This is a genomic window from Streptomyces sp. NPDC026301 (assembly GCF_055567935.1).
In genome coordinates this window covers 1-20,957 of the sequence record NZ_JBVHPN010000012.1, presented here as the reverse complement: position 1 = coordinate 20,957, position 20,957 = coordinate 1, and the positions used below count along the sequence as shown (strand labels likewise).

The 20,957-nt window shown below is 72.9% G+C and carries 19 protein-coding genes; 11 read left to right on the top strand and 8 right to left on the bottom strand.

Annotated elements, in window-relative coordinates; genetic code table 11:
* Positions 1–11: 11 nt before the first annotated feature.
* The gene (locus ACZ4MH_RS21635; protein WP_351592450.1) at positions 12–281 is read left to right on the top strand and encodes a hypothetical protein; all 270 of its coding nucleotides are present in this window, start codon (positions 12–14) and stop codon (positions 279–281) included.
* Between the two features lie 78 nt (positions 282–359).
* On the opposite strand, the gene ACZ4MH_RS21630 is transcribed toward ACZ4MH_RS21635, so the two are convergent.
* The 5 genes from ACZ4MH_RS21630 to ACZ4MH_RS21610 all read right to left on the bottom strand — a co-directional run bounded on the left by ACZ4MH_RS21630 (position 360) and on the right by ACZ4MH_RS21610 (position 4,920).
* The gene (locus ACZ4MH_RS21630; RefSeq protein WP_351592453.1) at positions 360–2,489 is read right to left on the bottom strand and encodes a winged helix-turn-helix domain-containing protein; all 2,130 of its coding nucleotides are present in this window, start codon (positions 2,487–2,489) and stop codon (positions 360–362) included.
* 171 nt (positions 2,490–2,660) lie between these two features.
* On the bottom strand, positions 2,661–3,146 hold the full coding sequence (locus tag ACZ4MH_RS21625; RefSeq protein WP_351592456.1) for a DUF1269 domain-containing protein: 486 nt from the start codon (positions 3,144–3,146) through the stop codon (positions 2,661–2,663).
* A 107-nt stretch (positions 3,147–3,253) separates the two neighbouring features.
* Complete coding sequence (locus ACZ4MH_RS21620) at positions 3,254–3,760, bottom strand: RDD family protein (RefSeq protein WP_351592459.1); 507 nt, start codon at positions 3,758–3,760, stop codon at positions 3,254–3,256.
* Positions 3,757–4,380, bottom strand: coding sequence for a hypothetical protein (locus tag ACZ4MH_RS21615; protein ID WP_351592462.1), 624 nt, complete (start codon positions 4,378–4,380; stop codon positions 3,757–3,759). Before ACZ4MH_RS21615 ends, ACZ4MH_RS21620 begins: the two co-directional genes overlap by 4 nt.
* A 78-nt stretch (positions 4,381–4,458) precedes the next feature.
* Positions 4,459–4,920 (bottom strand): MarR family winged helix-turn-helix transcriptional regulator, encoded by a 462-nt coding sequence (locus tag ACZ4MH_RS21610; RefSeq protein WP_351592465.1) that lies wholly within the window; start codon positions 4,918–4,920, stop codon positions 4,459–4,461.
* A gap of 255 nt (positions 4,921–5,175) precedes the next feature.
* Between ACZ4MH_RS21610 and ACZ4MH_RS21605 the strand changes: the two genes are divergently transcribed.
* Together ACZ4MH_RS21605 and ACZ4MH_RS21600 are read left to right on the top strand one after the other, a co-directional pair.
* Positions 5,176–5,367, top strand: a complete 192-nt coding sequence (locus tag ACZ4MH_RS21605; protein ID WP_351592468.1) for a ferredoxin — start codon at positions 5,176–5,178, stop codon at positions 5,365–5,367.
* Between the two features lie 102 nt (positions 5,368–5,469).
* Positions 5,470–6,681, top strand: a complete 1,212-nt coding sequence (locus tag ACZ4MH_RS21600; RefSeq protein ID WP_351592471.1) for a cytochrome P450 — start codon at positions 5,470–5,472, stop codon at positions 6,679–6,681.
* Positions 6,682–6,741: 60 nt separating this feature from the next.
* Here the strand turns inward: ACZ4MH_RS21600 and ACZ4MH_RS21595 are convergent, their stop codons facing one another.
* Complete coding sequence (locus ACZ4MH_RS21595; protein ID WP_351592474.1) at positions 6,742–7,257, bottom strand: DoxX family protein; 516 nt, start codon at positions 7,255–7,257, stop codon at positions 6,742–6,744.
* Positions 7,258–7,459: 202 nt separating this feature from the next.
* Here ACZ4MH_RS21595 and ACZ4MH_RS21590 point away from each other — a divergent pair, with 202 nt between their 5' ends.
* The 4 genes from ACZ4MH_RS21590 (at position 7,460) to ACZ4MH_RS21575 (ending at position 12,875) form a co-directional block, all read left to right on the top strand.
* Entirely contained in the window at positions 7,460–8,119 is a 660-nt protein-coding gene (locus ACZ4MH_RS21590; RefSeq protein ID WP_351592497.1) for a 4'-phosphopantetheinyl transferase family protein, read from the top strand.
* A gap of 202 nt (positions 8,120–8,321) precedes the next feature.
* A complete protein-coding gene (locus ACZ4MH_RS21585) occupies positions 8,322–8,948 on the top strand; it encodes a TetR/AcrR family transcriptional regulator (protein WP_351592477.1) in 627 nt (208 codons plus the stop codon).
* 116 nt (positions 8,949–9,064) lie between these two features.
* The gene (locus ACZ4MH_RS21580) at positions 9,065–11,473 is read left to right on the top strand and encodes a DHA2 family efflux MFS transporter permease subunit (RefSeq protein ID WP_351592480.1); all 2,409 of its coding nucleotides are present in this window, start codon (positions 9,065–9,067) and stop codon (positions 11,471–11,473) included.
* 202 nt (positions 11,474–11,675) lie between these two features.
* A complete protein-coding gene (locus ACZ4MH_RS21575) occupies positions 11,676–12,875 on the top strand; it encodes a serine hydrolase domain-containing protein (RefSeq protein WP_351592500.1) in 1,200 nt (399 codons plus the stop codon).
* Between the two features lie 3 nt (positions 12,876–12,878).
* On the opposite strand, the gene ACZ4MH_RS21570 is transcribed toward ACZ4MH_RS21575, so the two are convergent.
* Positions 12,879–14,156 carry an MFS transporter gene (locus ACZ4MH_RS21570; protein WP_351592483.1) on the bottom strand — a complete coding sequence of 426 codons (1,278 nt, stop codon included), beginning with the start codon at positions 14,154–14,156 and terminating at the stop codon, positions 12,879–12,881.
* A 67-nt stretch (positions 14,157–14,223) separates the two neighbouring features.
* On the opposite strand from ACZ4MH_RS21570, the gene ACZ4MH_RS21565 reads away from it, so the two are divergent.
* A complete protein-coding gene (locus ACZ4MH_RS21565; protein WP_351592486.1) occupies positions 14,224–15,165 on the top strand; it encodes a LysR family transcriptional regulator in 942 nt (313 codons plus the stop codon).
* A 30-nt stretch (positions 15,166–15,195) separates the two neighbouring features.
* Here the strand turns inward: ACZ4MH_RS21565 and ACZ4MH_RS21560 are convergent, their stop codons facing one another.
* Entirely contained in the window at positions 15,196–17,709 is a 2,514-nt protein-coding gene (locus ACZ4MH_RS21560) for a Pls/PosA family non-ribosomal peptide synthetase (protein WP_351592489.1), read from the bottom strand.
* A 269-nt stretch (positions 17,710–17,978) separates the two neighbouring features.
* Here ACZ4MH_RS21560 and ACZ4MH_RS21555 point away from each other — a divergent pair, with 269 nt between their 5' ends.
* The 3 genes from ACZ4MH_RS21555 (at position 17,979) to ACZ4MH_RS21545 (ending at position 20,740) form a co-directional block, all read left to right on the top strand.
* A complete protein-coding gene (locus tag ACZ4MH_RS21555) occupies positions 17,979–18,644 on the top strand; it encodes a response regulator transcription factor (RefSeq protein ID WP_351592503.1) in 666 nt (221 codons plus the stop codon).
* Positions 18,641–19,768, top strand: a complete 1,128-nt coding sequence (locus ACZ4MH_RS21550) for a sensor histidine kinase (protein WP_351592492.1) — start codon at positions 18,641–18,643, stop codon at positions 19,766–19,768. Before ACZ4MH_RS21555 ends, ACZ4MH_RS21550 begins: the two co-directional genes overlap by 4 nt.
* Before the next feature lie 105 nt (positions 19,769–19,873).
* Positions 19,874–20,740, top strand: coding sequence for an AraC family transcriptional regulator (locus ACZ4MH_RS21545; protein WP_351592506.1), 867 nt, complete (start codon positions 19,874–19,876; stop codon positions 20,738–20,740).
* The last annotated feature ends 217 nt before the right edge of the window (positions 20,741–20,957 follow it).

The following is a 20,957-nucleotide window of genomic DNA, read 5'->3' as shown; positions in this document are numbered from 1 at the left end:
CGGCTGCCGTAATGTCTTCGACGCGCCCGCTGTTCGACCTGCCGTACGCCCCGCTCGCGAAGAGGCCGCTGCCGCCAGGCCGGCCGCGCGAGTGGTACATCGCTCACAACCGCCGGCTCAAGGCCATGCGTCTGGCCATCGCCCTGCTCGACTCCGGTGTGCACACGCCGGACCGGGCGCCTAACCGACTCATCCGTGACACCGCCGCGCTCGTCGGCATCCACCGCCCGTCCGACACCACCTGCCACATGGTCCGCACTCTGATGCGTTACACCCGCTGACGCGACCGCCGATGCGGAGGGGCGGGCCGGTCTTCCGGCCCGCCCCGTCGTCGTATCGGGGGCCGTATCGGGGGCGGGTCAATTGGGGTGGGGGAGAAGGCCCAGTTCGCGGGCGCGGCGGACCGCGGCGGTGCGGCGGCTCACAGAGAGCTTGCGGTAGACGCTCTTCAGGTGCGTTTTGACGGTGTTGACCGACAGCTGGAGTTCGGCGGCGATCTCGTCCGTGGCCATCGTGCGCGCCAGTTGGGCCAGTACGTCGAGTTCGCGCCTGCTGAGCGCCACGGCCGGCTGCCGGGCGGTGCCGTCGTCGCCTGCCGGGGACGCACCATTGCGCGTCGGGGACGCCCCGTTGTGGGCCGGGGACGGGGGCGCACCGTTGTGGGCCGGGCCGGTCCAGGCGCGGACCATCTGGAGCGCGGCGTGCGAGGGTTCCGTGGGCGAGCAGGCGGGCAGCGGGGGCCGCTGCGCGATCGCGGCGAGTTCGGCGGCGGCGCGGAACCGCCCGCGTAACGCTTCCAGGAGGGCGAGTTCGACGAGGCAGTCCCGGCGCAGCGCCCCGTTTCCCGCGGCACCGGCCGCCCTGAGCCCTGCCGTCAGCGCGCTCTCCGCCGCCGACAGCCGCCCGCGCCGCAGCTCGGCACCGCCGCGGACCAGCTGGATCAGCGCGCGCAGTTCGGGGCGGTCCGCCAGGGCCTCGCGGGGGAGGAGGGCGAAGAGGCGCTGTGCCTCGGCCGCCGCGTCCGGCGCCGCCGCCGGGTCCCGGGTGCGCTCCAATTGCGTACGGATCACCGCGTGCGTGAGGCGGAGCCGGGTCCGGACGGCGTGGTCGGCGGACGTCGCCGGTCCGGCGAGCAGGCGCTCCGCTTGCGTCAGGGCCGTGGCGCAGGCCGTCGCGTCACCGTGCGACAGCGCGCTCGCCGCGGCGACGAGTGCCGTTTCGGGGCTGCCGTCGGCCGGGGCGGCGGCTGCGGTGGTGAGTGCGGCTGCGGCGTGCGGCAGCCGGGTCGCCGTCAGGCCCAGTACCTGGCCTATCGCCAGCTGGTGGACGATCAGCCGGTGCGCGTACGGCCGGTCGTCCGCGGCGAGTGCGTGGCGTACCGCCTCGGAGAGCGGGCCGTTGTCGCTCAGCCAGGCCGCTGCCCGGCGGTGCAGTTCGGCGACCTGCCCCGGGCGTTCCTCGAGCAGCCGGCGGCGCAGCGCCTCGCCGGTCATGCGGTGGTACCGGTACCAGCCGTGCCCACACGCTTCGAGGGACGCGTGCGCGCCGGCCACGGTGGCGAAGTGCCGGCCCGCCCGGTCGCCCGCCACCGCGGCGGCCAGCGCCGCGTTCACCCGGTCCAGAATGCTCGTCGCCAGGAGCAGGCCGCGCACTTCGGACGGCTGCCCGTCCAGTAACTCCTCGACGAGGTAGCCGACGACCGCGTCGTCCGTGCCGCTGAACCCTGTCGCGTACCGCTCCGGATCGGGCTGCCGCGCCAGGGCCAGGGCGGCGAGCCGCAGCCCCGCCGCCCAGCCCTCCGTGCGCTTGCGCAGCGACGCCACGGCGGGGCGGGGGAGTGCGACGCCGTGGAGCGCGAGCAGCGCCGCCGTCTCCCGGTCGTCGAAGGCCAGCGCGCCGGTGCGGAGTTCGGCGAGGTCGCCGGCGAGGCGGTGCCGGTGGAGGTGCAGCGGCGGGTCCCCGCGCGCCGCCACCACCAGCCGCAGCGCCCGGCCGGAGTGCGTGAGCAGGTACGACACCCCGGCGGCGCACGGCGAACCGGCACCCGGCCGGAAACCGTCCAGCACCAGCACCACCGGCTCGCGCCGGGCCCTGAGCGCCTCGGCGAGCCGGGCGGCCGTCGCGAGGCCGCCGCACGCGGAACCGGGCCGTGCGGGAGCGGGCCGTGCGGGGCCGGACGGACGCCACGCCGAACCAGGCCACGGACTTCCGTCCGGTACCGCGTCCCCGTCCCGTACCGCAACGCCCGCCGCCCCCAACGCCCCTGTCACCCGCGCCCAGAAGAGGCCCGGCGGCTCCGGGGCGTCATCACACGTCACGCGGGCCACGGGGCCCGGTGCGGTGCCCGCGTGCGCCCACTGCGTCAGAAGGGCCGACTTGCCGGCTCCCGGCGGGCCGATCAGCACGGTCAGTGGTCCGAGTACACCGGCGGAGAGCCGTTCCACCAGCCGGGGCCGGGGGACGAGCCGGGTGTCCGGGGACTCGCCCATCGCCGGCCCCTCGCTTCGCGGTGTCGCTCTCGGAGCGGATGCGTCCGACGAGTGCCGACGAGTGTGCCGTCCTTTCCTGCGCGTGGCAGCCCGCGCCGACGCATCTCACTCCGGGAGCCGTACCGCCTTCCTCAACCGGCCGGGTGCCGCCCGGTCACTTTGGTGAGTCGGTCAGGTCCCCTGGAGGGCGGAGATCAGTTCCTCCTCACGGTCCTTGGTGAGCGAGGTACGGATGACGGTGGGGTTGAACGGGCGCAGCGCCTCCCGCACCCGGTCCGGCGTGGACCGCCGTACGAGGGCGAACACCGCGGCGCGCCCGGGTTCCAGCGTCCCGGCCACGTCCTTGATGAACTTGTCGTTCACGCCGACGTCGGTGAGCTTGCCGATGGCCGCGCCCGAGGCGGCGCCGACGGCCGCGCCGAAGACGGGCATCAGGAACAGCATCCCGAACAGCGTTCCCCACAGGGCGCCGCTGGCCGCCCCGGCGGCGGTGGTGTGGTACGTCTGCTCCACATGGATCTTGCCGTCCTGCGTCCGCCACGCCAGCGCGGCGTCCTCCAGGTCGAGCAGCTCCTGGCGGGAGAGTTCCTTGCCGAGCCGCATGACGGCCTCGGCCTTCTCCTTGTCGGAAAAACCGAGTACGACGAGATCGGTCATCGCAGCCTCCTACGGAACGGATCCGGCGTCCCATTGAGCCGCCGCGCGCGCCGGTCCGCGTCACCCGGAACGGGTGAAGTACGCCCGGGCCGGCCCGCCCGGTGCCGTCACGGAAGGTGTTGGTCCGGCAGGTGCCGGTCCGGCGGTCCGCGCTGCCCGTGCCAGTCGTGGACGACGACGCTGGCCACCACGAGGTCCTGGAGCGACCTGCCGTGCCGGCTGACCGGTATCCAGAGCAGGCCCCACGGGAAGGCGACGCACAGCGCCGCCCGCAGCAGGGCGCGGCCGGCGCCGAGCGGCCGTCCCGACCGCGCGGCCACCCGCAGCCCCATCAGCCGGGCCCCGGCCGTACGGCCGGCCGTCAGCCAGCTTCCCGCGAGATAGCCGACCGCGAGGGCGGCACCGCACGCGGTACTGGCCCGGGGCGGCAGGTCGGGGATCGCGAACGGCGGTCCCGTGACCATGAAGCGCACGGCCCCCGCGGCCAGCAGCGCGGCGAGCCCGATGCCGAGTACGGCGAACGTGTCGACGAGCGCGGCGGCGGTACGGGACACAAGTCCCGCCGCCCGCCCCTGCATCCGGAACGGGTCGTACTGCCGCCCGGACTCGGTCACGGCGGCGCGTCGCCCTTCGCGGGCGGGCCCGGCCCTGGGAGCTCCGGTGGGGTGCCGTCGCCGCCCCTGCGCAGCAGCCGGCCGGCGGCGCGGTTCACCAAGCGGTCGGCACGGATGGCCTGGACGCGGAACGCGTCGACGGTCTCCTCGGCCATCCCGCCGCCGGTCTCCCGCACGACCCGGCCCACGTCGATCTCCTGGAGCACCTGCTCGGTGAGTGCTACCAGGTCGATCTCCCGGAGCACCTGCTGGGTGAGTCCGACCAGGTCGATCCGCGCCACTATCGCGTCGATGTCGACCCGGTCGGCGATCCTGCGGACATCGACCCGGTCCGCCACGGCATCGGGATCCACCCGGGCCACGACGGCGTCGACATCCACCCGGGCCACCACCGCGTCGAGGTCCACCCGAGCTACCACCGCGTCCAGGTCCAGCTGCTCGAGCACGGGGCTCAGCACCGTACGGACCACTGCCCGGACCGTCGTACGGAGCGTCACCCGGACCGTCGTACGGGCCAACTCCTGGACACTTTCCGCCACTTGTGCCACACCCGCCGGTACGAGCCACCGTGCCGCGGCCCGGCCCCAGGTGACGGCCCAGCCGCCGGTGTGTTCCTTCACACCGGCATCGCAGCACACCCGGCAGGGCCCGGCCTCCTCCGTAACGGGTGAACGGACCCGGGGCCGGAAACCGCGCTCTCAGTTCCGGTACACGTCCACGATCCGGTCGATCACCGCGGCGGTCGTGCGCAGTTCGTCCTCCGAGAAGCCGTCCAGCGCGTCGGCGAGCCACTGCCGCCCCGTCGCCTCGGCGCGCAGTACGACGTCCCGGCCCTGTTCGGTGATCCCGGCCCGGCGCACCCGCTGGTCGCCGGGCTCGGGCGCGGTCGTGACGAGGCCCTGGTCCTCCAGGCGCCGGACCTCCCGGGTGACGTGAGGGGCCTTGACCATCAGGGCCTCCGCCAGCTCGCCCAGGCGCAAGGGGGAGGGGGCCGTCGCGAGCGCGCGCAGGAGGGCGAGGGATCCGCGGTCGACGGCCACACCCGACTCCGAACGGAGCCGCTTGTGCGTGCGGTTTCCGGCCATTACGTAGGCGAGTCCGGAGAGGGACGCGTACAGGTCGCTCATCGGGGCCCGGTCGGGGGATTCGGTGTGGTCCACGCCCCGATCATGTCGTACGGACGGGATGGATGGACCCGGCGGGACGCCCGGGGGCGGGTTGGCGGAAAACGTGCCCATTGCATGGACCGGGTGGAAGTACGGGATTCCCGCGCGGTGATCTCGGTGTTACCGTCGGCAGCACGTAGTTACTTTTGTTAAGTAAGGCGCGGGCGAGGGCTGCCTGAAGGAGGTCGGTACCTGCCCAGGAAAGCGTCAAGCGCCAACCCCGTTCCGCCGTTTCCCAAGGGAGAAGCCGTGCGCATCACCATCGACGAGGACAAGTGCTGCGGTGCCGGACAGTGTGTGCTGGTCGCGCCCGAGGTGTTCGACCAGCGTGACGAGGACGGCGTGGTGGTCCTGCTGGACGCCGAGCCGCCGGAGCGGCAGCGCGCGGCCGTCACGGAGGCGGCGCAGATCTGCCCCGCGGCGGCCATCACCCTCGCCTGATCCACCGTCAGCAGCGACCGCCGACCTCTCGTCCCCATCGGCTCCTGAACCGACCCGTCGTCACCATCCGCTCCTGCCCCGCCCCACCGTGGAAGGACAACGATGACCCAGGCCCCCGAAGCGCCCGCCTTCACCACGCAACGCGCCACCGGCTGCCCCTTCGACCCGCCGCCCGCGTCCCAAGAGCTGCGCGCGCAGGCCCCGGTGACCCGTGTGTCGCTGTGGAACGGGTCGACGGCATGGCTGGTGACCCGGCACGAGGACCAGGTCGCGGTGTTGCGCGACCCCCGTATCAGCGCGGACAACGAGCGCCCCGGCTACCCCAGCCTCAGCGCCGCCGCAGCGGCCACCCGCGCCGACAACCGCACGTTCATCACGATGGACGAGCCCGAACACAACGCCCAGCGGCGCCGGTTCACCGGCGACTTCACCATCAAGCGCACGCAGGCACTGCGCCCCCGCATCGAGCGCATCATCACCGACCTGCTCGACGCCATGGAACAGGCGGGCCCGCCGGCCGACCTGGTCACCGCGTTCGCGCTGCCGCTGCCGTCGCTGGTGATCTGCGAACTGCTCGGCGTGCCGTACGAGGACCACGGCTTCTTCCAGCGCGCCAGCGCCGTACTCATCGACACCCGCAGCGACCCCGAGGCCGCCCTCGCCGCGTCCCGGGAACTGACCGACTACCTCGGGAAGCTCGTCGAGTCCAAGGCCGCGAATCCCGGCGACGACCTCCTCAGCCGCCTGGCCACCCAGTACCTGAACACCGGCGAGAGCACGGTCGACGAGTGTGCCAAGCAGGCCCGGCTGCTGTTGGTCGCGGGGCACGAGACGACCGCCAACATGATCGCGCTCGGTACGTGTGCCCTGCTCCAGCACCCCGACCAGCTGGCCGCGGTCCGGGACGGCGACCCGCGGCGCGTGGCGAACGCCGTCGAGGAGCTGCTGCGGTACCTGACGATCACGCACATGGGGCGGCGCCGCGTCGCCGTCGCGGACATCGAGGTCGGCGGGCAGCTCATCCGGGCGGGCGAGGCGTTGATCTGCGCGGGCGACCTGGCCAACCGGGACCCGGAGGTCTTCGCCGACCCCGACCGCCTGGACGTGGACCGGTCGGCCCGCGCGCACCTGGCGTTCGGCTCGGGCCCGCACCAGTGCCTGGGCCAGAACCTCGCCCGTATCGAGCTGCAGCTCGCCTATCCGGCGCTGCTGCGGCGGTTCCCGGGCCTCCGGCTGGACCGGCCGCTGGAAGAGGTGCCGTTCCGTACGGACATGGCCGTCTACGGCGTGCACGAGCTGCCCGTCAGCTGGTGAAACGGCGCTGCCGGTCAGCCGGTGAACGGCTGACCGGTCCCGCGCCATACGGCCTCGTGCTCAGCCGACCGGCAGCCGGCTGCTGATCTTGTGCGTCTTGCGGGCCGTGCGGGCGCGCAGCGCCGCCTCGCGGCGGGCCTGTTGTGCCGCGTGCCGGCCCTGCCAGGCGAGGGACGGCTTGCCGTGGGTGTCCGCCGAGGCGATGAGCAGCCCGCCGAGCATGGAGAGGTTCTTGAGGAACTGGATGCGCTCCTGGGTGCGCGTCTGTTCGTCCTCCGCCTCCCAGAACCGGTGCCCGGCGAGGGTCGTGGGCACCAGCGTGGCCGCGATGGCCAGCGCGGACGCCCGTGGGAAGCGGCCGATCGCCAGCAGGGAGCCGGCCACCAGCTGGACGCCGCCGCTGATCCGGACGAGCTGCTCGGTCTGTTCCGGCAGGCCGGGGATGCGCTGGGCGATCGGCTGGGCAACCGGCTCGGCGGCCGGGACCAGGGGCTCGGGGTTACGCAGGGTCTGGAAGCCCTGGATGACGTAGGTCGAGGCCAGCATGGGCCGGGCGAGAAGTCGCAGTACAAGCATGGCCCACGAGTGCCCCTTCGGGCCGGACCTCATCCCTCGCTTTCGCCCGCGCCCCTCGGATGGGGCAACCACCGCTCCGGCCGCCCTTCACTCTCCGCCCGGCACCGTCTTTACTTCAGTCGTGACCTACGAGATCCGCGCCCTCCCCGCCGACGACGCCGGCCCGCCCACCGGACCGTCCCCGGAGGACCGGGCCCCCCGCCTGATCGACAAGCTGCTGCCCGCCCCCGTGATCACGGCCGAGGCCTTCCACGACGCCCCCGTGTCGGAGATGTTCCCCGAGGAACGGGCCCTGGTGGCCGACGCGGTACCGAAGCGGCAGCAGGAATTCGGTACGGTGCGCGGCTGCGCCCGCGACGCGCTCGCCCGCCTGGGCTTCGCCCCCGCGCCCCTGCTGCCGGGGCCCGACCGCGCGCCGCGCTGGCCGGCCGGCGTCGTCGGGGCGCTCACCCACTGCACCGGCTACCGCGCTGCCGCGGTCGCTCGCGCCACGGACGTGCTGACCCTGGGCCTGGACGCGGAGCCGCACGAGCCGGTGGCCGATCCGGGCGTACTGGAGCTGGTCACCCTCCCCGAGGAGCGGGCCCAACTGGCCGGGCTGGCCGAGCTGATGCCCGAGGTCTGCTGGGACCGGCTGATCTTCAGCGCGAAGGAGAGCGTCTACAAAGCCTGGTACCCGCTCGCCCGCCGCTGGCTCGGTTTCGAGGACGCGCACCTCACCCTCGACCCGACGGACGCCACCTTCACCGCCCGCCTCCTCGTCCCCGGGCCGGTCGTCCGGGGCCGGGAGCTCACCGGCTTCAGCGGCCGGTGGCTGATCGGATCGGGGCTGGTGACGACGGCCGTCGTGCTGCCTGCCTGACGCCGTACGGCAGCGGATGCGGGGCGGCGTGCGTGGGCGCAGCCTGGTAGGGGACCCAAAAGGGAGCATACGGGTCACGAAGTCACGGAACCGCAGGTCACAGGAGTGACTATCGGTACGTTTGCGTTTCGATCGGAGCGGGGCGTACGCTCGAAAGAGCCTAAGAGTACGAAACAGTTTCGATCCGTTGTTCGGGGTGGGCATGTCCGTCACCACGCCGCCGTCCGCCGCCCCCGCGCCGCGTCACGGCGAAGGGGCAGCGCGGCGGACGCGGCTCTCGCCGGAGCGCGAGAGCGAGTTGTACGCCGCGGTCCTGGACCTGGTGCGCGAGGTCGGGTACGAGAACCTCACCCTGGACGCCGTCGCCGCCCGCTCCCGGTGCAGCAAGGCCACGCTGTACCGCCGCTGGCACGGGAAACCCCGGCTGGTGTGCGCCGCGCTGCGCCATCTGCGGCCGTTCTCGCTGGAGGACCTGGACACCGGTTCGCTCCGCGGTGACGTGCACGAGCTCGCCCGGCGGATCGGGGACGCCAAGAAGGACATCGACCTGATGCGCGGCATCACGCACGCCGTGCACAGGGATCCGGAGCTGGCCGAGGCCATGCACACGGCCCTGATCGAACCCGAACTGGAGGTGATGCAGGCGATGCTCGACCGGGCGGTCGCCCGCGGCGAGGTCGACCCCGGCTGCCCGGCGATCCCCTTCTTCCCGCACGCACTGTCCGGCGCCGTCTTCGCGCGCCCGATGATCGAGCAACGCCCCGCGGACGCCGCGTACCTCACGCGCTACCTGGACGCCGTGCTGCTTCCCGCCCTGCTGCGGACCTGAGAGCCCGTGACACAGGCTCTGCCGCCCGCGCGCGACGCCGGGCGGCACGCACGAGAACCATCCCCGAGGACCCCGGAAGAGGAGCACCGGGCCCCGGAAGATCCGAAGGACTCCGTATGACCTCCACCCGTGTCGATGCAGGCGCCGACGCCGGGCAGCCGGCCGAGGCGCCGTCCGGCGGCCGGGCGACGGGGCACACCCCCCACCGCTGGTGGGTGCTGGCCGTCATCGGCCTCGCCCAGCTGATGGTGGTGCTGGACGCCACCATCGTGAACATCGCCCTCCCGTCCGCCCAGCGCGACCTGGGCTTCAACAACGACGGCCGGCAGTGGGTCGTCACCGCCTACTCCCTCGCCTTCGGCTCCCTGCTGCTGCTCGGCGGGCGGCTCGCCGACCTCTTCGGACGGAAGACGACGCTGCTGATCGGTCTGGTCGGCTTCGCCGGGTCCTCGGCACTGGCCGGTGCGGCCAACGGCTTCTCGATGCTGGTCGTCGGCCGGGCGCTGCAAGGCCTGTTCGGCGCGCTGCTGGCGCCGTCCGCGCTGTCCCTGCTCACGACGACGTTCACCGACGCCAAGGAGCGCGCCAAGGCGTTCGGCATCTTCGGTGCGATCGCCGGTTCCGGCGGCGCCATCGGACTGCTGCTCGGCGGCGTACTGACCGAGCACCTGGACTGGCGCTGGACCCTGTACGTCAACCTCGCCATCGCCGTCGTGGCGGTCATCGGCGCGCTGATCTTCGTCCGCCGCCCCGCGCCCAGCGCACGGCCCCGGCTCGACCTCTTCGGCACGCTGCTCGTGGCGGCCGGGCTCTTCGGCATCGTCTTCGGCTTCTCCAACGCCGAGACGCACGCCTGGAGCCACTGGATGTGCTGGGCCTTCCTCGCGGCCGGGGGCGTGCTGCTCCTCGCCTTCTTCCTGTGGGAGACGCGCGCCGGGCACCCGCTGCTGCCGCTGCGCGTGCTGCGTGACCGCAACCGCGCTGCGTCCTTCATATCCGTGTTCGTCTCCGGCTCCGGCATGTTCGGGGTCTTCCTCTTCCTGACGTACTACCTGCAGCAGACCCTGGAGTACACGCCGGTCAAGACCGGCCTCGCCTTCCTGCCCATGGTCGGCATGCTGATGGTGATGGCACAGCTGTCGATGAACATCCTCGTGCCCAAGATCGGCCCCAAGCCGATCGTGCCGCTGGGCATGTTGTTCGCCGGGGCCGGCATGGTCTGGCTGACCCGGCTGGACCTGGACAGCACGTATGCCGCGCACGTCCTGCCGCCGCTGCTGGTGATGGGCTTCGGCCTCGGCATGGTCATGCCGCCCGCGATGAGCCTGGCCACGCTGGGCGTCGCGCCCAGCGACCAGGGCGTCGCCTCGGCGACGGTCAACACGATGCAGCAGGTCGGCGGCTCGATCGGCACCGCGCTGTTCAACACGATGGCCGCCAGCGCCGTCACCGACTACCTCGCGGACCGCAAGCCGACCAGGCTGAACCAGGCCGAAGCCGCCCTGCACAGCTATGACGTCGCGTACTGGTGGGCCGCCGCCTTCTTCGCCGCCGGCCTGGTCATCACGGCGCTGCTGTACCGCAGGGGCAAGGCCGTCGCCGACCACGGCCCCGCCGTGCCGGTGGAGCCGGAGCACCACGAACACCACGGTCATGGCCACGGCCGGCACGGCGCCGCGCACGACACGGCCGAGCTTCCCGTGGCCGACGCGGCCACGGCGACGCCCGAGGCGGAGCCGACCCCCGTGACCGCCGCGGTCGCGACGCCGGACGGTCCCTCCGTGCACGGCCGGGTGCTGGACGCGGTCGGCGCGCCCGTGCCGGCGGCCGCCGTCACGCTGATCGACTCCCACGGCAGCCAGCTCGGCCGCGCCACGGCAGCGGCGGACGGCCGGTACGCCATGGCCACCCCGGCCGCCGGCAGCTACGTACTCGTCGGTGCGGCCGCCGGGCACCAGCCGCGCGTGGCCACCCTGGCCATCGGCGCCGAGCCGGTCGCCTTCGACCTGATGCTCGCCGGGACCGGCGGCCTGGAGGGCACGGTGCGGACCGGCTCGACGCCGGTGCCCAGCGCCCTGGTCGTGGCCACCGACGAGCGCGGTGACGTGATCGAATCGTCCTCCTCCGGCGAGGACGGCGGCTACCGCCTGGCCTCGCTCGTGCCGGGCGTGTACACCCTGACGGCGAGCGCGGCGGGTTTCCAGCCGTACGCGAGCATCGTCGAGGTCTCCGGCGGCGTGCCGACCCGTCAGGACGCGGTACTGCAGCCCGCGGCCACCCTCAGCGGCACGGTGCACAACGGCGCCGGTACGCCGCTGGGCGAGGCCCGCGTCTCGCTGCTGGACCCGGCGGGCAACGTGGTGGCGGTCCGCACGACGGGCCCGGACGGCGCGTACGCCTTCACGGACCTGGTGGGCGGCGAGTACACGGTCGTGGCCAGCGGCTATCCGCCGGCGGCCACCCCGCTGACGGTGACCGAGCAGGGCGAGGACGGCTTCGACATCATCCTCTCCCACGGGGACTGACCCCCAGGGACTGACCACAGGGTCCTTCGGAACTGCCTTCGACGGGCACAGACGGGCACAGGGGAGGGCATCGGCGCGCTGCCGGTGTCCTCCCCTTCGCCGTACGGGCGTTGGGCGTTGGACGCTGGACGCGGTCCGGCTACCGGGTTAGGTTGCCGTAGGCAACTATTAACTCCATGGCGTGTCCGGTGAGAGGCGAGGAATCGTGACAGCAGTCGTGCAGGGCATCTGTGCCCCCGGTTTCGAGAACGTCCGCGAGGAGTTCGCGCGCAACTTCGCCGAGCGCGGCGAGGTCGGCGCCGCGCTCGCGGTGACCGTCGACGGAGAGTTCGTCGTGGACCTGTGGGGCGGGCACGCCGACGCCGCCCACAGCCGCCCGTGGGAGCGGGACAGCCTGGTCAACGTCTACTCCACCGGCAAGGGCATGACCGCGCTCTGCGCCCATCTGCTCGTCGACCGCGGGGAGTTGGACCTCGACGCGCCCGTCTCCCGTTACTGGCCGGAGTTCGCCCAGGAGGGCAAGGGCGACATACCGGTGCGCTGGCTGCTCTCCCACCGCGCCGGCCTCATCGCGCCGCGCGAGCGTCTGGCCCCGGGGGACGTCTACGACTGGGAGAAGACCTGCGCCGTGCTGGCCGCCACCGAACCGTGGTGGGAGCCCGGCACCGCCCAGGGCTATCACGCCGTCAGCTTCGGTTTCCTGGTCGGCGAGCTCGTCCGCCGTATCACCGGCACCTCGCTCGGCACCTTCCTGCGCACCGAGATCACCGAACCGCTCGGCGCCGACCTGTACATCGGCACTCCCGAAGCCGAGCACGCCCGCTGCGCCGAGATGATCGGGCCCGAGGGGGGCGGCACCCTGCGTGCGATGTTCCCCGGGATGCCCGAGGGGCCGATCCGGTCGCTGGACGCGCATCCTCTGGCGGGCCTGGCCGTGGCCATGGGGCATCTGCCCCTCGGGGACGTGAACAGCGCCCCGTGCCGCAGTGCCGAGATCCCCGCGGCCAACGGCAACGCCACCGCGCGCGGCCTGGCCACGGTCTACCGCGCCCTCGCCAACGGCGAGCTGGTCGGCGCCGGCACGCTGGCGGCGATGCGCGCGCGGCAGAGCCGCGGCGACGAGATCGACCTGGTGCTCAGCGCGGCGGCCCCGGAGCGGCTGCCGTTCGCCTGGGCGGCCGGGTACATGCTCAACGGCTTCGGCTTCCTCGGCCCCAACCCCGGCACGTTCGGCCACGGCGGCGCGGGCGGCTCGCTGGCCTTCGCCGACCCCGAGAACCGGCTGTCCTACGCGTACACGATGAACAAGTTCGGCGGCAGCACGACCGGCGGCGATGTCCGCAACCTCAAGCTGGTCGAAGCGGTGTACGCGGCCCCGGCGCTCGGCGAGCGCGGGGAGTGACCCCTACGGCCGACGGGTCTGCGGCGCGGCGCGGCGCGACGCCCGCAGGCCGCGCAGCGTGACACCGGCGATCAGGGCGACCGCCACCAGGCAGGCGCAGTACCCGGTCACGCCGCCCCACGCCCCGGAGGAGTACGCGAGGCCGCCCGCCGAGCCGCCGATGGCGCTGCCGATGTAGTAGAAGAACAGGTACACCGCGGCGCCCTGGGCGCCCAGCACGGTGGACCGGCTGCCCACCCAGCCGCTGGCCACCGCGTGCGCGGCGAAGAATCCCGCGGTGAAGACCACCAGGCCGGGGAAGATCGCGCCGAGGCTCGGCACGAGCATCAGGGCCAGCCCGGCCAGCGTCACCACGAGGGCGGCGCACAGCACCACCGGCCGGCCGCGCCGGTCCACGAGACGGCCGGCTGCGGCGGAGGAGAACGAGCCCGCGATGTACGCGATGAAGAGCAGCCCCGCGGTGCCCTGGGACAGGCTGAAGGGCGGCGCGACCAGCCGGAAGCCCAGGTAGTTGTAGACCGTGACGAAGCCGGCCATGGCCAGGAAGCCGATCAGGTAGAGGCGCAGCAGGCCGCTGTCCGGGAACGCGCGGCCGATGCCCGACGCCAGCGCGCGGACGCGCGGCTCACGGGGCACGAAGCGGACCGAGGCCGGGATCGTCCGGCGGAAGACGAGCGTGCACAGGGCGGCGGCGACGCCCACCGCGCCGATGGCCCAGCGCCAGCTGCCCGTCACCTCCAGCACGCCGTCGGCGAGCAGCCGGCCGATCATGCCGCCGATGCCGTTGCCCGCCACGTACAGGCCCATGGCCTGGCCCAGCGACTCGGGGTGCACCTCCTCCGAGAGGTACGACATCGCCGTGGCCTGCAGTCCGGCCAGCGCCAGCCCCTCCAGGACGCGGATCGCCAGCAGTACGCCGAAGCCGGGCGCGAACGCGGCGGCGATGCCGAGCACGGCGGCCGCGGTGAGCGAGAGCGTCATCATGCCCGTCCGGCTCCAGGCGTCGGACAGGGCGGTCAGCGGGACCACCGCGATCGCCATCGCGGCGGTGGACACCGAGACGGTCAGCGACGAGGCGGCGGGGGAGAGGTGCAGGTCGGCGGAGAGCGCCGGCAGCAGCGCCTGGACGCAGTACAGCGTCATGAAGGTGGTCAGCCCGGCGGCGAAGAGCGCCAGGGTGGCCCGCCGGAAACCGGGGGTGCCGCGGGAATGGGCGGCGGCCGGAGGATCACCGTGCGGGGGAGTGGCGGAGGCTTCGGAGACGGTACTGCGTTCGATCACGCCTTCGACCGTAGGTACCGGAGTTCTGTTGCATCAAATGCATCGGAGTGGAGAATACGATCCACATATGGAACGAAGCGTGGAACACGGTGCCCCGGGCGACCCTCTCGCGCAGCTCTGCCCCGACCTGACGCGCTTCGCGGCCGTCGGCCGGCTGGAACACCTCTCGGCGGCGGCCGACGAGCTGCGCACCCCGCAGTCGACCGTCAGCCGCAGCGTCGTACGGGTCGAGGAGGCCGTCGGCGTCCGGCTCTTCGGCCGCGAGGGCCGCGGCATGCGGCTGACCCGCCAGGGCCGCGCCTTCCTGGCCCGCGTCGAGCGCGGCCTGGAGGAGATCGGCGCGGGCTACGAAGAGCTGCGCGCCGACACGGACGCGCCCGGCATGGTGGCGCTCGGCTTCCTGCCCGCGCTCGGCACGGCCCCGGTGCCGCTGCTGGTCCGCTGGTTCCGCGCGCTCCATCCGGGCGTCCGCTTCCGGCTGGTCCAGGACCACCCCGAGGGCCTGCTGGAGCGGCTGCGGGCCGGCGAGGTCGACCTGTGCCTGACCTCACCACTGATCGAGGAGCCGGGCGTCAGCCACCGGGCCGTCACCCACGAACCGCTGCGGCTGGTCGTCCCGGCGGGCCACCGCCTCGCGACCCGGCGGCGGGTGGACATCGCGGAGGCGGCGGGGGAGGACTTCGTGATGGCGGCGTACGGGTACGGGCTGCGCCGGCTCGTCAACGACCTCTGCGGCGCCGCCGGTTTCACCCCACGGGTGGCGTTCGAGGGAGCCGAGGTGGCGACCATCCGCGGCCTGGTGGCCGCCGGCCTCGGCGTCTCCGTCCTGCCGTCCTCGCCCGCGGTGCTCCCCGGCGTGGTCCAACTGCCGCTCACGGACGCGGACGCGTACCGGACGGTCGGCCTCACCTGGATCACCGACCGCCCCCGCACCCCGCTCGTCACGGCCTTCACCGACCTGGTGACCGGCCGCGCCCAGGAAGCCTTCGGCACGACGTTCGACGACTGAGCCGAGTGCGGTGTCCGCCGCCGGGCGCCCTCACATCTCGTGGGCCGGGTTCCCGCCCCAGCGTGCGTGCGCGGGCACCTCCTCGCCCTTCATGAGGAAGGAGTCGGGGGCGAGCGTCGCACCGTCGCCCAGCGTCACGCCGTAATGGACCAGGGTGCCGGTCCCCAGGGTGCAGCCGTTCCCGAGCGTGCTGTGGTCGGACTTGAAGGTGCCGTCCTCCTGGGAGTGGCACTGGATGACGCTGCTCACGTTGAGCGTGCAGTCGTCGCCGATCGTGACGAGCGTCCGCTCCGGCATCCGGGCGCCGTCATCGAAGAGCCGCCGCCCCAGGCGGACGCCCAGCAGCCGCCAGAACAGGCCCTTGAACGGCGTGCCGTTGAGCAGCCGCAGCTCCATCGCCTGGTGCTTCCAGAAGCGTTCGTGCTGCCAGAAGTGCGGGTGGTAGATCGAGCAGAGGCGCGGGACCTGCCGCCGGAACCGGGTACTGGCGCGCTCCAGGAGCCCGGTGTACAGGACGCTGAACACCAGGGTCAGCAGGGTGGCCAGCGCGATCGCCGCCGCGCCCCACGAGGAGTACAGCTCGACGGCGCTCCAGCCGACCGCGAGCACGCCGAAGGTGTAGATCCACCGCGCGAGCAGGAACGAGCCGAGGGTGACGAGGTTGTGCCGGTTCTTGGCCCGCAGCCGGCGGCGGAACGCGTCACCGTCCCTGAGGTGGTCGAAGGACGTGTCGCGCTCGACGGTCCGCGGGATCTCGAAGCTGGGCGAGCCCAGCAGCCCGACGCCCTCCCGGACGGGCCCGTCGACGGGGACCATCACCTTCGTGGCGAGCAGGCAGTTGTCCCCCGTCCGCCCCCGCGAGGGGTAAGTGACTTGATTGCCGAGGAAGTTGTGCGGACCGATCGTCACCCGGGTCACGCGGAAGGACGTGCTGGAGTAGTCCGCGTTCATGAGCGAGAGGCCGTCGGCGACCATGGTGCCGGTGCCGATGGAACTCAGGTACGGGCTCTCGTGCTTCACGTCCGTGCCGAAGTTCGACCCCGTCTGCTCGACCTCGGACAGGTCGTACGAGAGGCCGCGCAGGTAGTGGACGATGTACGAGCTGTCCCCGAAGAGGCGCAGGAAGAACTTGTTGTTGCTCAGCCGCGCGATCGCCCGGTGGACGGAGTAGTGGAACCCGTACAGCGGATAGACCCGGTCCGGCTTCACCAGAAGGTGGAGCAGGCGGGGCACGGTGCACACGAGGAGCAGGCCGAGCAGCAGCGAGCCGAAGAACAGCACGAACGACGCGGCCAGCGCGTCACGGTAGAACGCCCAGCTCGTGACGGGCGGCGGCTGTTCGGACAGGAACGCGGTGAGCTGCGGTGCCTCGGCGAGCAGCAGGTCGACGCCGCCGATCACCAGCGGCACGTACACGATCAGCACGGTCAGCAGCTGTGTGACGCTGTAGACCACCTTGCGCCGCGTGGGGAGGTCGGCGGGGCCGACGGTGCGGAAGTCCGTCCCGGTGGGCTGCCCGGGCGTCCCGTGCCACCGCTCGCCGGCGGGCACCGCCTGCCCGGCGTGCAGCGACGAGGCATGGCCGAGCTGCGCCCCGTCGCCGAGCGAGGTCTCGATGTCGAGCACCGTGGCCTCGCTGATGTACACGTCCTTGCCGAGGGTGACGGGGCCGGTCCGGATCCAGCCCGCCTCGGCCCGGTAGCAGCTGAGGTACGCGTCCTTGCGGATGACCGTGCCGTCGCCGACGGAGAGCAGGTCGGTGCAGACGGGCACGTGCTTGGAGAGCACCGTGACGTCGCGCCCGATCTTCGCGCCCAGCGCCTTCAGGTAGAGCACGTAGAGCGGCGAACCGGCGAACAGGACCAGCGGGTTCGTCTGGACCAGCGTCCTGACGAGCCAGAACCGGAGGTACGCCGGGCTCCAGATGCGGATCCGCTGTGCCGTCCACCGGCCGATGAGCAGCCACTTGGCCAGGATCGGCAGGACGCACACGGCGACGAAGACCGCGCCGCCGAACGCGACCGCCCGCAGGTACCCGTCGAGCAGGCCCGCTCCGGCGGCGATCCAGTCGTAGCCGCGGGCGATGACGAGTGCGGTGAGGTAGGTGTAGCCGAGGAAGATCAGCAGCTGGAGCGCCCCGCACAGGACGTACTGCGGCGTGCCGGCCCGGGCCGGTGCCACGGCCTCGGACGGGGGCGTCGGTGAGGGCACTGGTGGCCCGCCGGTCACCGGCGCGGGTGCGGGCTCCGCGAGCGCCGACGCCAGGCTGCGGATCGTCGGGTACCGGTAGATGTCCTTCATCGACACCGACGGCAGGTCGGGACGCTTCCTGACCCGGGCGCAGAACTGGGCCATCAGCAGCGAGTCGGCGCTGAGGTCGTCGAAGAAGTGGCTGTCGAGCGGCACGTGATCGACGTGTACGACGCCCGCCAGCACCTCGGCCAGCTGGCCCTCGGTGCCGGCCGACGGCGCGGCGTACACGCGTGGGACGGTTGCGGGTGCGTCCAGGTCGGCTGTCGAGACCTGGACATTCTTTCCCACCACTGGAACTCCTTGAGAGTGACGATCGAGCGGGCGGGCAGGGCGAGGTGGCGCCTTCCGCAGTCTTCGGAGAAAACGGGACAGAACCGATCCCCCAGGTTTCCGGAGCCGCCCCGCCGACCGGCCGGTGCCGCCCCGCCGACCGGCTGAGCGCAGCCCGCCGACCGGCCGGAGTGCCCCCGCCGCATGGCGGGAACCGGCCGCGGGCACCCGGAAGCAGGCAGTCGGCGTGGTACACATCGGGCGGTGGCCTGAGGGTGAGCGGAGCACGCGTGATCCGGGTACTGGTGGTGGACGACGAGGCCCTGATCCGTACGGGCTTCCAGCACATCCTGGGCGCGGCGGACGACATCGAGGTCGTGGCGGCGGTCCCCGGCGGCCAAGCGGTGCGGACCGTACGGGAGTTACGGCCGGACGTCGTACTGCTCGACATCCGCATGCCGGACGTGGACGGGCTCACCGTCCTGACCGAGCTGCGCCGGCTGCGGCAGCCGCCGGTGGTGGCCATGCTCACCACGTTCGACACCGACGAGTACGTGGCGGCGGCGCTGCGCTCCGGAGCCGACGGCTTCCTGCTGAAGGACACCGACCCCGAACAACTCCCGCACCTCGTCCGCACGTTGGCCGCCGGTGGTGTCGTGCTGTCCGCCACGGTCACCCGGACGGTCGTCAACGGCTACCTGGACAGCGGCCCCGACGCGCCCGCCGTGCGCGGCGTGGCCCGGCTGACCGCCCGCGAGCGCGCCGTACTCCTCCTCATCGCCGAAGGGCTCTCCAATGTCGAGATCGGTACGCAGATGCACCTGAGCACCGGCACGGTCAAGGACCACGTGAGCGCCATCCTCACCAAGCTGGGGGTGAGCAGCCGCGTCCAGGCGGCGCTGCTCGCCGAGCGCGCGGGGCTGCTGCGGCCGCCGCGGAGCGGGGAGGGCGCATGAACGCCTGCCGCCTGCCGGCATCGCTGAAGTCCCGCCGCCCGCCGGTGCTGTTGCTGGACATCGCCCTCATCGCCGCCATCCTGCTGGACGCCTGGGCCCACTACGAGCCGGACGAGCCGTGGGGCGCCGCGTTCTCCCTGCTCGCCGCCTTCTCGCTCGCCCTGCGCCACCGCCTGCCGCTCACGACCTTCGTGCTCACCCTGCCGGCCCTCGTGATCGCCGACGCGAAGTACGCCTCGCTGGCGGCGCTGTACACCTTCGCCTCGCTCACCCACCGCCGCCTGCTCCTGGCCGCCTGCGCCCTGACGGTCGTGGCGGGCCACGTCGTGCCGTGGCCGTACCCGGAGTACGACGACTACCAGGACACCTCCACCCTGATCCACGTCGGCTACAAGCTGGCGATGGCCGCAGCGCCCGTCTTCCTCGGCCAGCTCGTCCAGGCCCGCCGCGACCTGTCGCTGCGGCTCGCCGAGATCTCCGAGGCGCGCGACCACGAGCGGCTGCTGATCGCGCAGACCGTGCTGGCGAAGGAACGCGCCCAGCTCGCCCGGGAGATGCACGACGTGGTCTCCCACCAGGTCAGCCTGATCGCCGTTCGGGCCGGGGCGCTCCAGGTCGGCACCCGCGACCCCGCCGTGAAGGAAGCGGCGGCCACGATCCGGCGGCTCAGCGTGCAGACCCTGGACGAGTTGCGGCACATGGTCAGCGTGCTGCGTGCCTCCGGAAGCCGCCCCACGGAGCTGACTCCCCAGCCCTCCCTCGCCGATCTGCAACGCCTGGTGGGCTGCAGCGGCATCGAGGCCGAGCTGAGGACCGACCTGCCCGACGGCCTCCCGCCGCCCGTCCAGCGCGCCGTCTACCGCACCGTCCAGGAAGCCCTCACCAACGTACGCAAGCACGCCCCGGGCGCCACCGCGACGGTCCGCATCCACCACGACGACGGCACCCTGCACGCCACCGTCACCAACACCGCGCCCACCCGCCCGGCCCTGCCGCTGCCCAGCGCCTCCCACGGCCTGATCGGCCTGCGCCAGCGCGCGGAACTCCTCGGCGGCACCGTCACCGCGGCCCCCACGGCCGCCGGCGGCTTCCGGCTGCATCTGACCCTCCCGGTCGGGCCGTAGGGGTACGCGGCCGGGGGCGCCGCACCCGACCGCAACGGGCACAGGATGTCGGGTCCGGCACAGTGGTCCCTTCCTAACGTGGTGGTCGAAGGGAAGGAGGCAGGAGTGCTGGAGCGGCTGAACCAGTCCCTGGAACACATCGAGGCGCATCTCGATCAGCGGATCGAGGTGTCCGAGCTGGCACGGATCTCGATGACGTCCGAATATCACTTCCGTCGGATGTTCTCCGCGCTGGCCGGGGTCTCGCTCTCGGAGTACATCCGGCGCAGGCGGCTGACCGTCGCGGGTGCCGAGGTACTCGCCGGGCAGCGGACACTGCTGGAGATCGCGGTGCGCTACGGCTACACCTCGGGCGAGGCGTTCGCGCGTGCGTTCCGCGCCGTGCACGGCGTGGGGCCCGGCGAGGCCAGACGGACCGGTGCGGCGCTGCACTCCCAGCCACGGATGTCCTTCCGCCTCATCATCGAAGGGAACAGCAGCATGCGATACCGGGTCGTGGACAGGGAGCAGTTCCGGGTGGCCGGCAAGAAAGCCCGAGTCCCGCTCGTCCATGAAGGGATGAATCCGTCGATCGCCGACTTCATCCGGAGCATCGACCAGGAGACGATACGGCGGATCACCGCACTGTCCGACCAGCAGCCGGAGGGGATCGTCGCCGTGAGCGACGACCTCGACCCGAGCCGGGCCGAGGGCACCGAACTGGACTACTACCACGGCGTGGTGACCCGATCCGAAGTGCCCGAGGACCTGGACGCGCTCACCGTTCCGGCGGGGACGTGGGCCGTCTTCGAGAACTCCGGCCCGTTCCCGCAGGCGCTCCAGTACCTGTGGCGGGACGTGTTCACGCAGTGGTTCCCGTCCAATCCGTACCGGAGCCGACCGGGACCGGAGATCCTGCGCACCCGGCTGTCGCCGGACCGGGCGCAGGCGGACGCGGAACTGTGGATCCCCGTGGAGCGCACGGAGGTCTGAGTGGGCGGCGTCGTGAGGTGAACCCGCCGTCGGCTATGAGGCGGGCGGCCGGGCGCCGGAGCGCAGCATGGCGCGGGCGCGGTCGACCAGGGCGCGGGGGGGGGGGGGGGGGGGGGGGGGGGGGGAGGGGGGGGAGGGGGGGGGGGGAGGGTGGGGGGGGTACGGAGGGCGGAGGCGAGACAGTTTATGTGGGGGTGGGGGGTGCGGAGGGGAGAAG

Excerpts from the sequence above, each read along its gene's own strand:
- ACZ4MH_RS21635 (WP_351592450.1), top strand. The coding sequence starts at position 12 with ATGTCTTCGACGCGCCCGCTGTTCGACCTGCCGTACGCCCCGCTCGCG.
- ACZ4MH_RS21630 (WP_351592453.1), bottom strand. The coding sequence starts at position 2,489 with ATGGGCGAGTCCCCGGACACCCGGCTCGTCCCCCGGCCCCGGCTGGTG.
- ACZ4MH_RS21625 (WP_351592456.1), bottom strand. The coding sequence starts at position 3,146 with ATGACCGATCTCGTCGTACTCGGTTTTTCCGACAAGGAGAAGGCCGAG.
- ACZ4MH_RS21600 (WP_351592471.1), top strand. The coding sequence starts at position 5,470 with ATGACCCAGGCCCCCGAAGCGCCCGCCTTCACCACGCAACGCGCCACC.
- ACZ4MH_RS21595 (WP_351592474.1), bottom strand. The coding sequence starts at position 7,257 with ATGCTTGTACTGCGACTTCTCGCCCGGCCCATGCTGGCCTCGACCTAC.
- ACZ4MH_RS21585 (WP_351592477.1), top strand. The coding sequence starts at position 8,322 with ATGTCCGTCACCACGCCGCCGTCCGCCGCCCCCGCGCCGCGTCACGGC.
- ACZ4MH_RS21580 (WP_351592480.1), top strand. The coding sequence starts at position 9,065 with ATGACCTCCACCCGTGTCGATGCAGGCGCCGACGCCGGGCAGCCGGCC.
- ACZ4MH_RS21565 (WP_351592486.1), top strand. The coding sequence starts at position 14,224 with ATGGAACGAAGCGTGGAACACGGTGCCCCGGGCGACCCTCTCGCGCAG.
- ACZ4MH_RS21550 (WP_351592492.1), top strand. The coding sequence starts at position 18,641 with ATGAACGCCTGCCGCCTGCCGGCATCGCTGAAGTCCCGCCGCCCGCCG.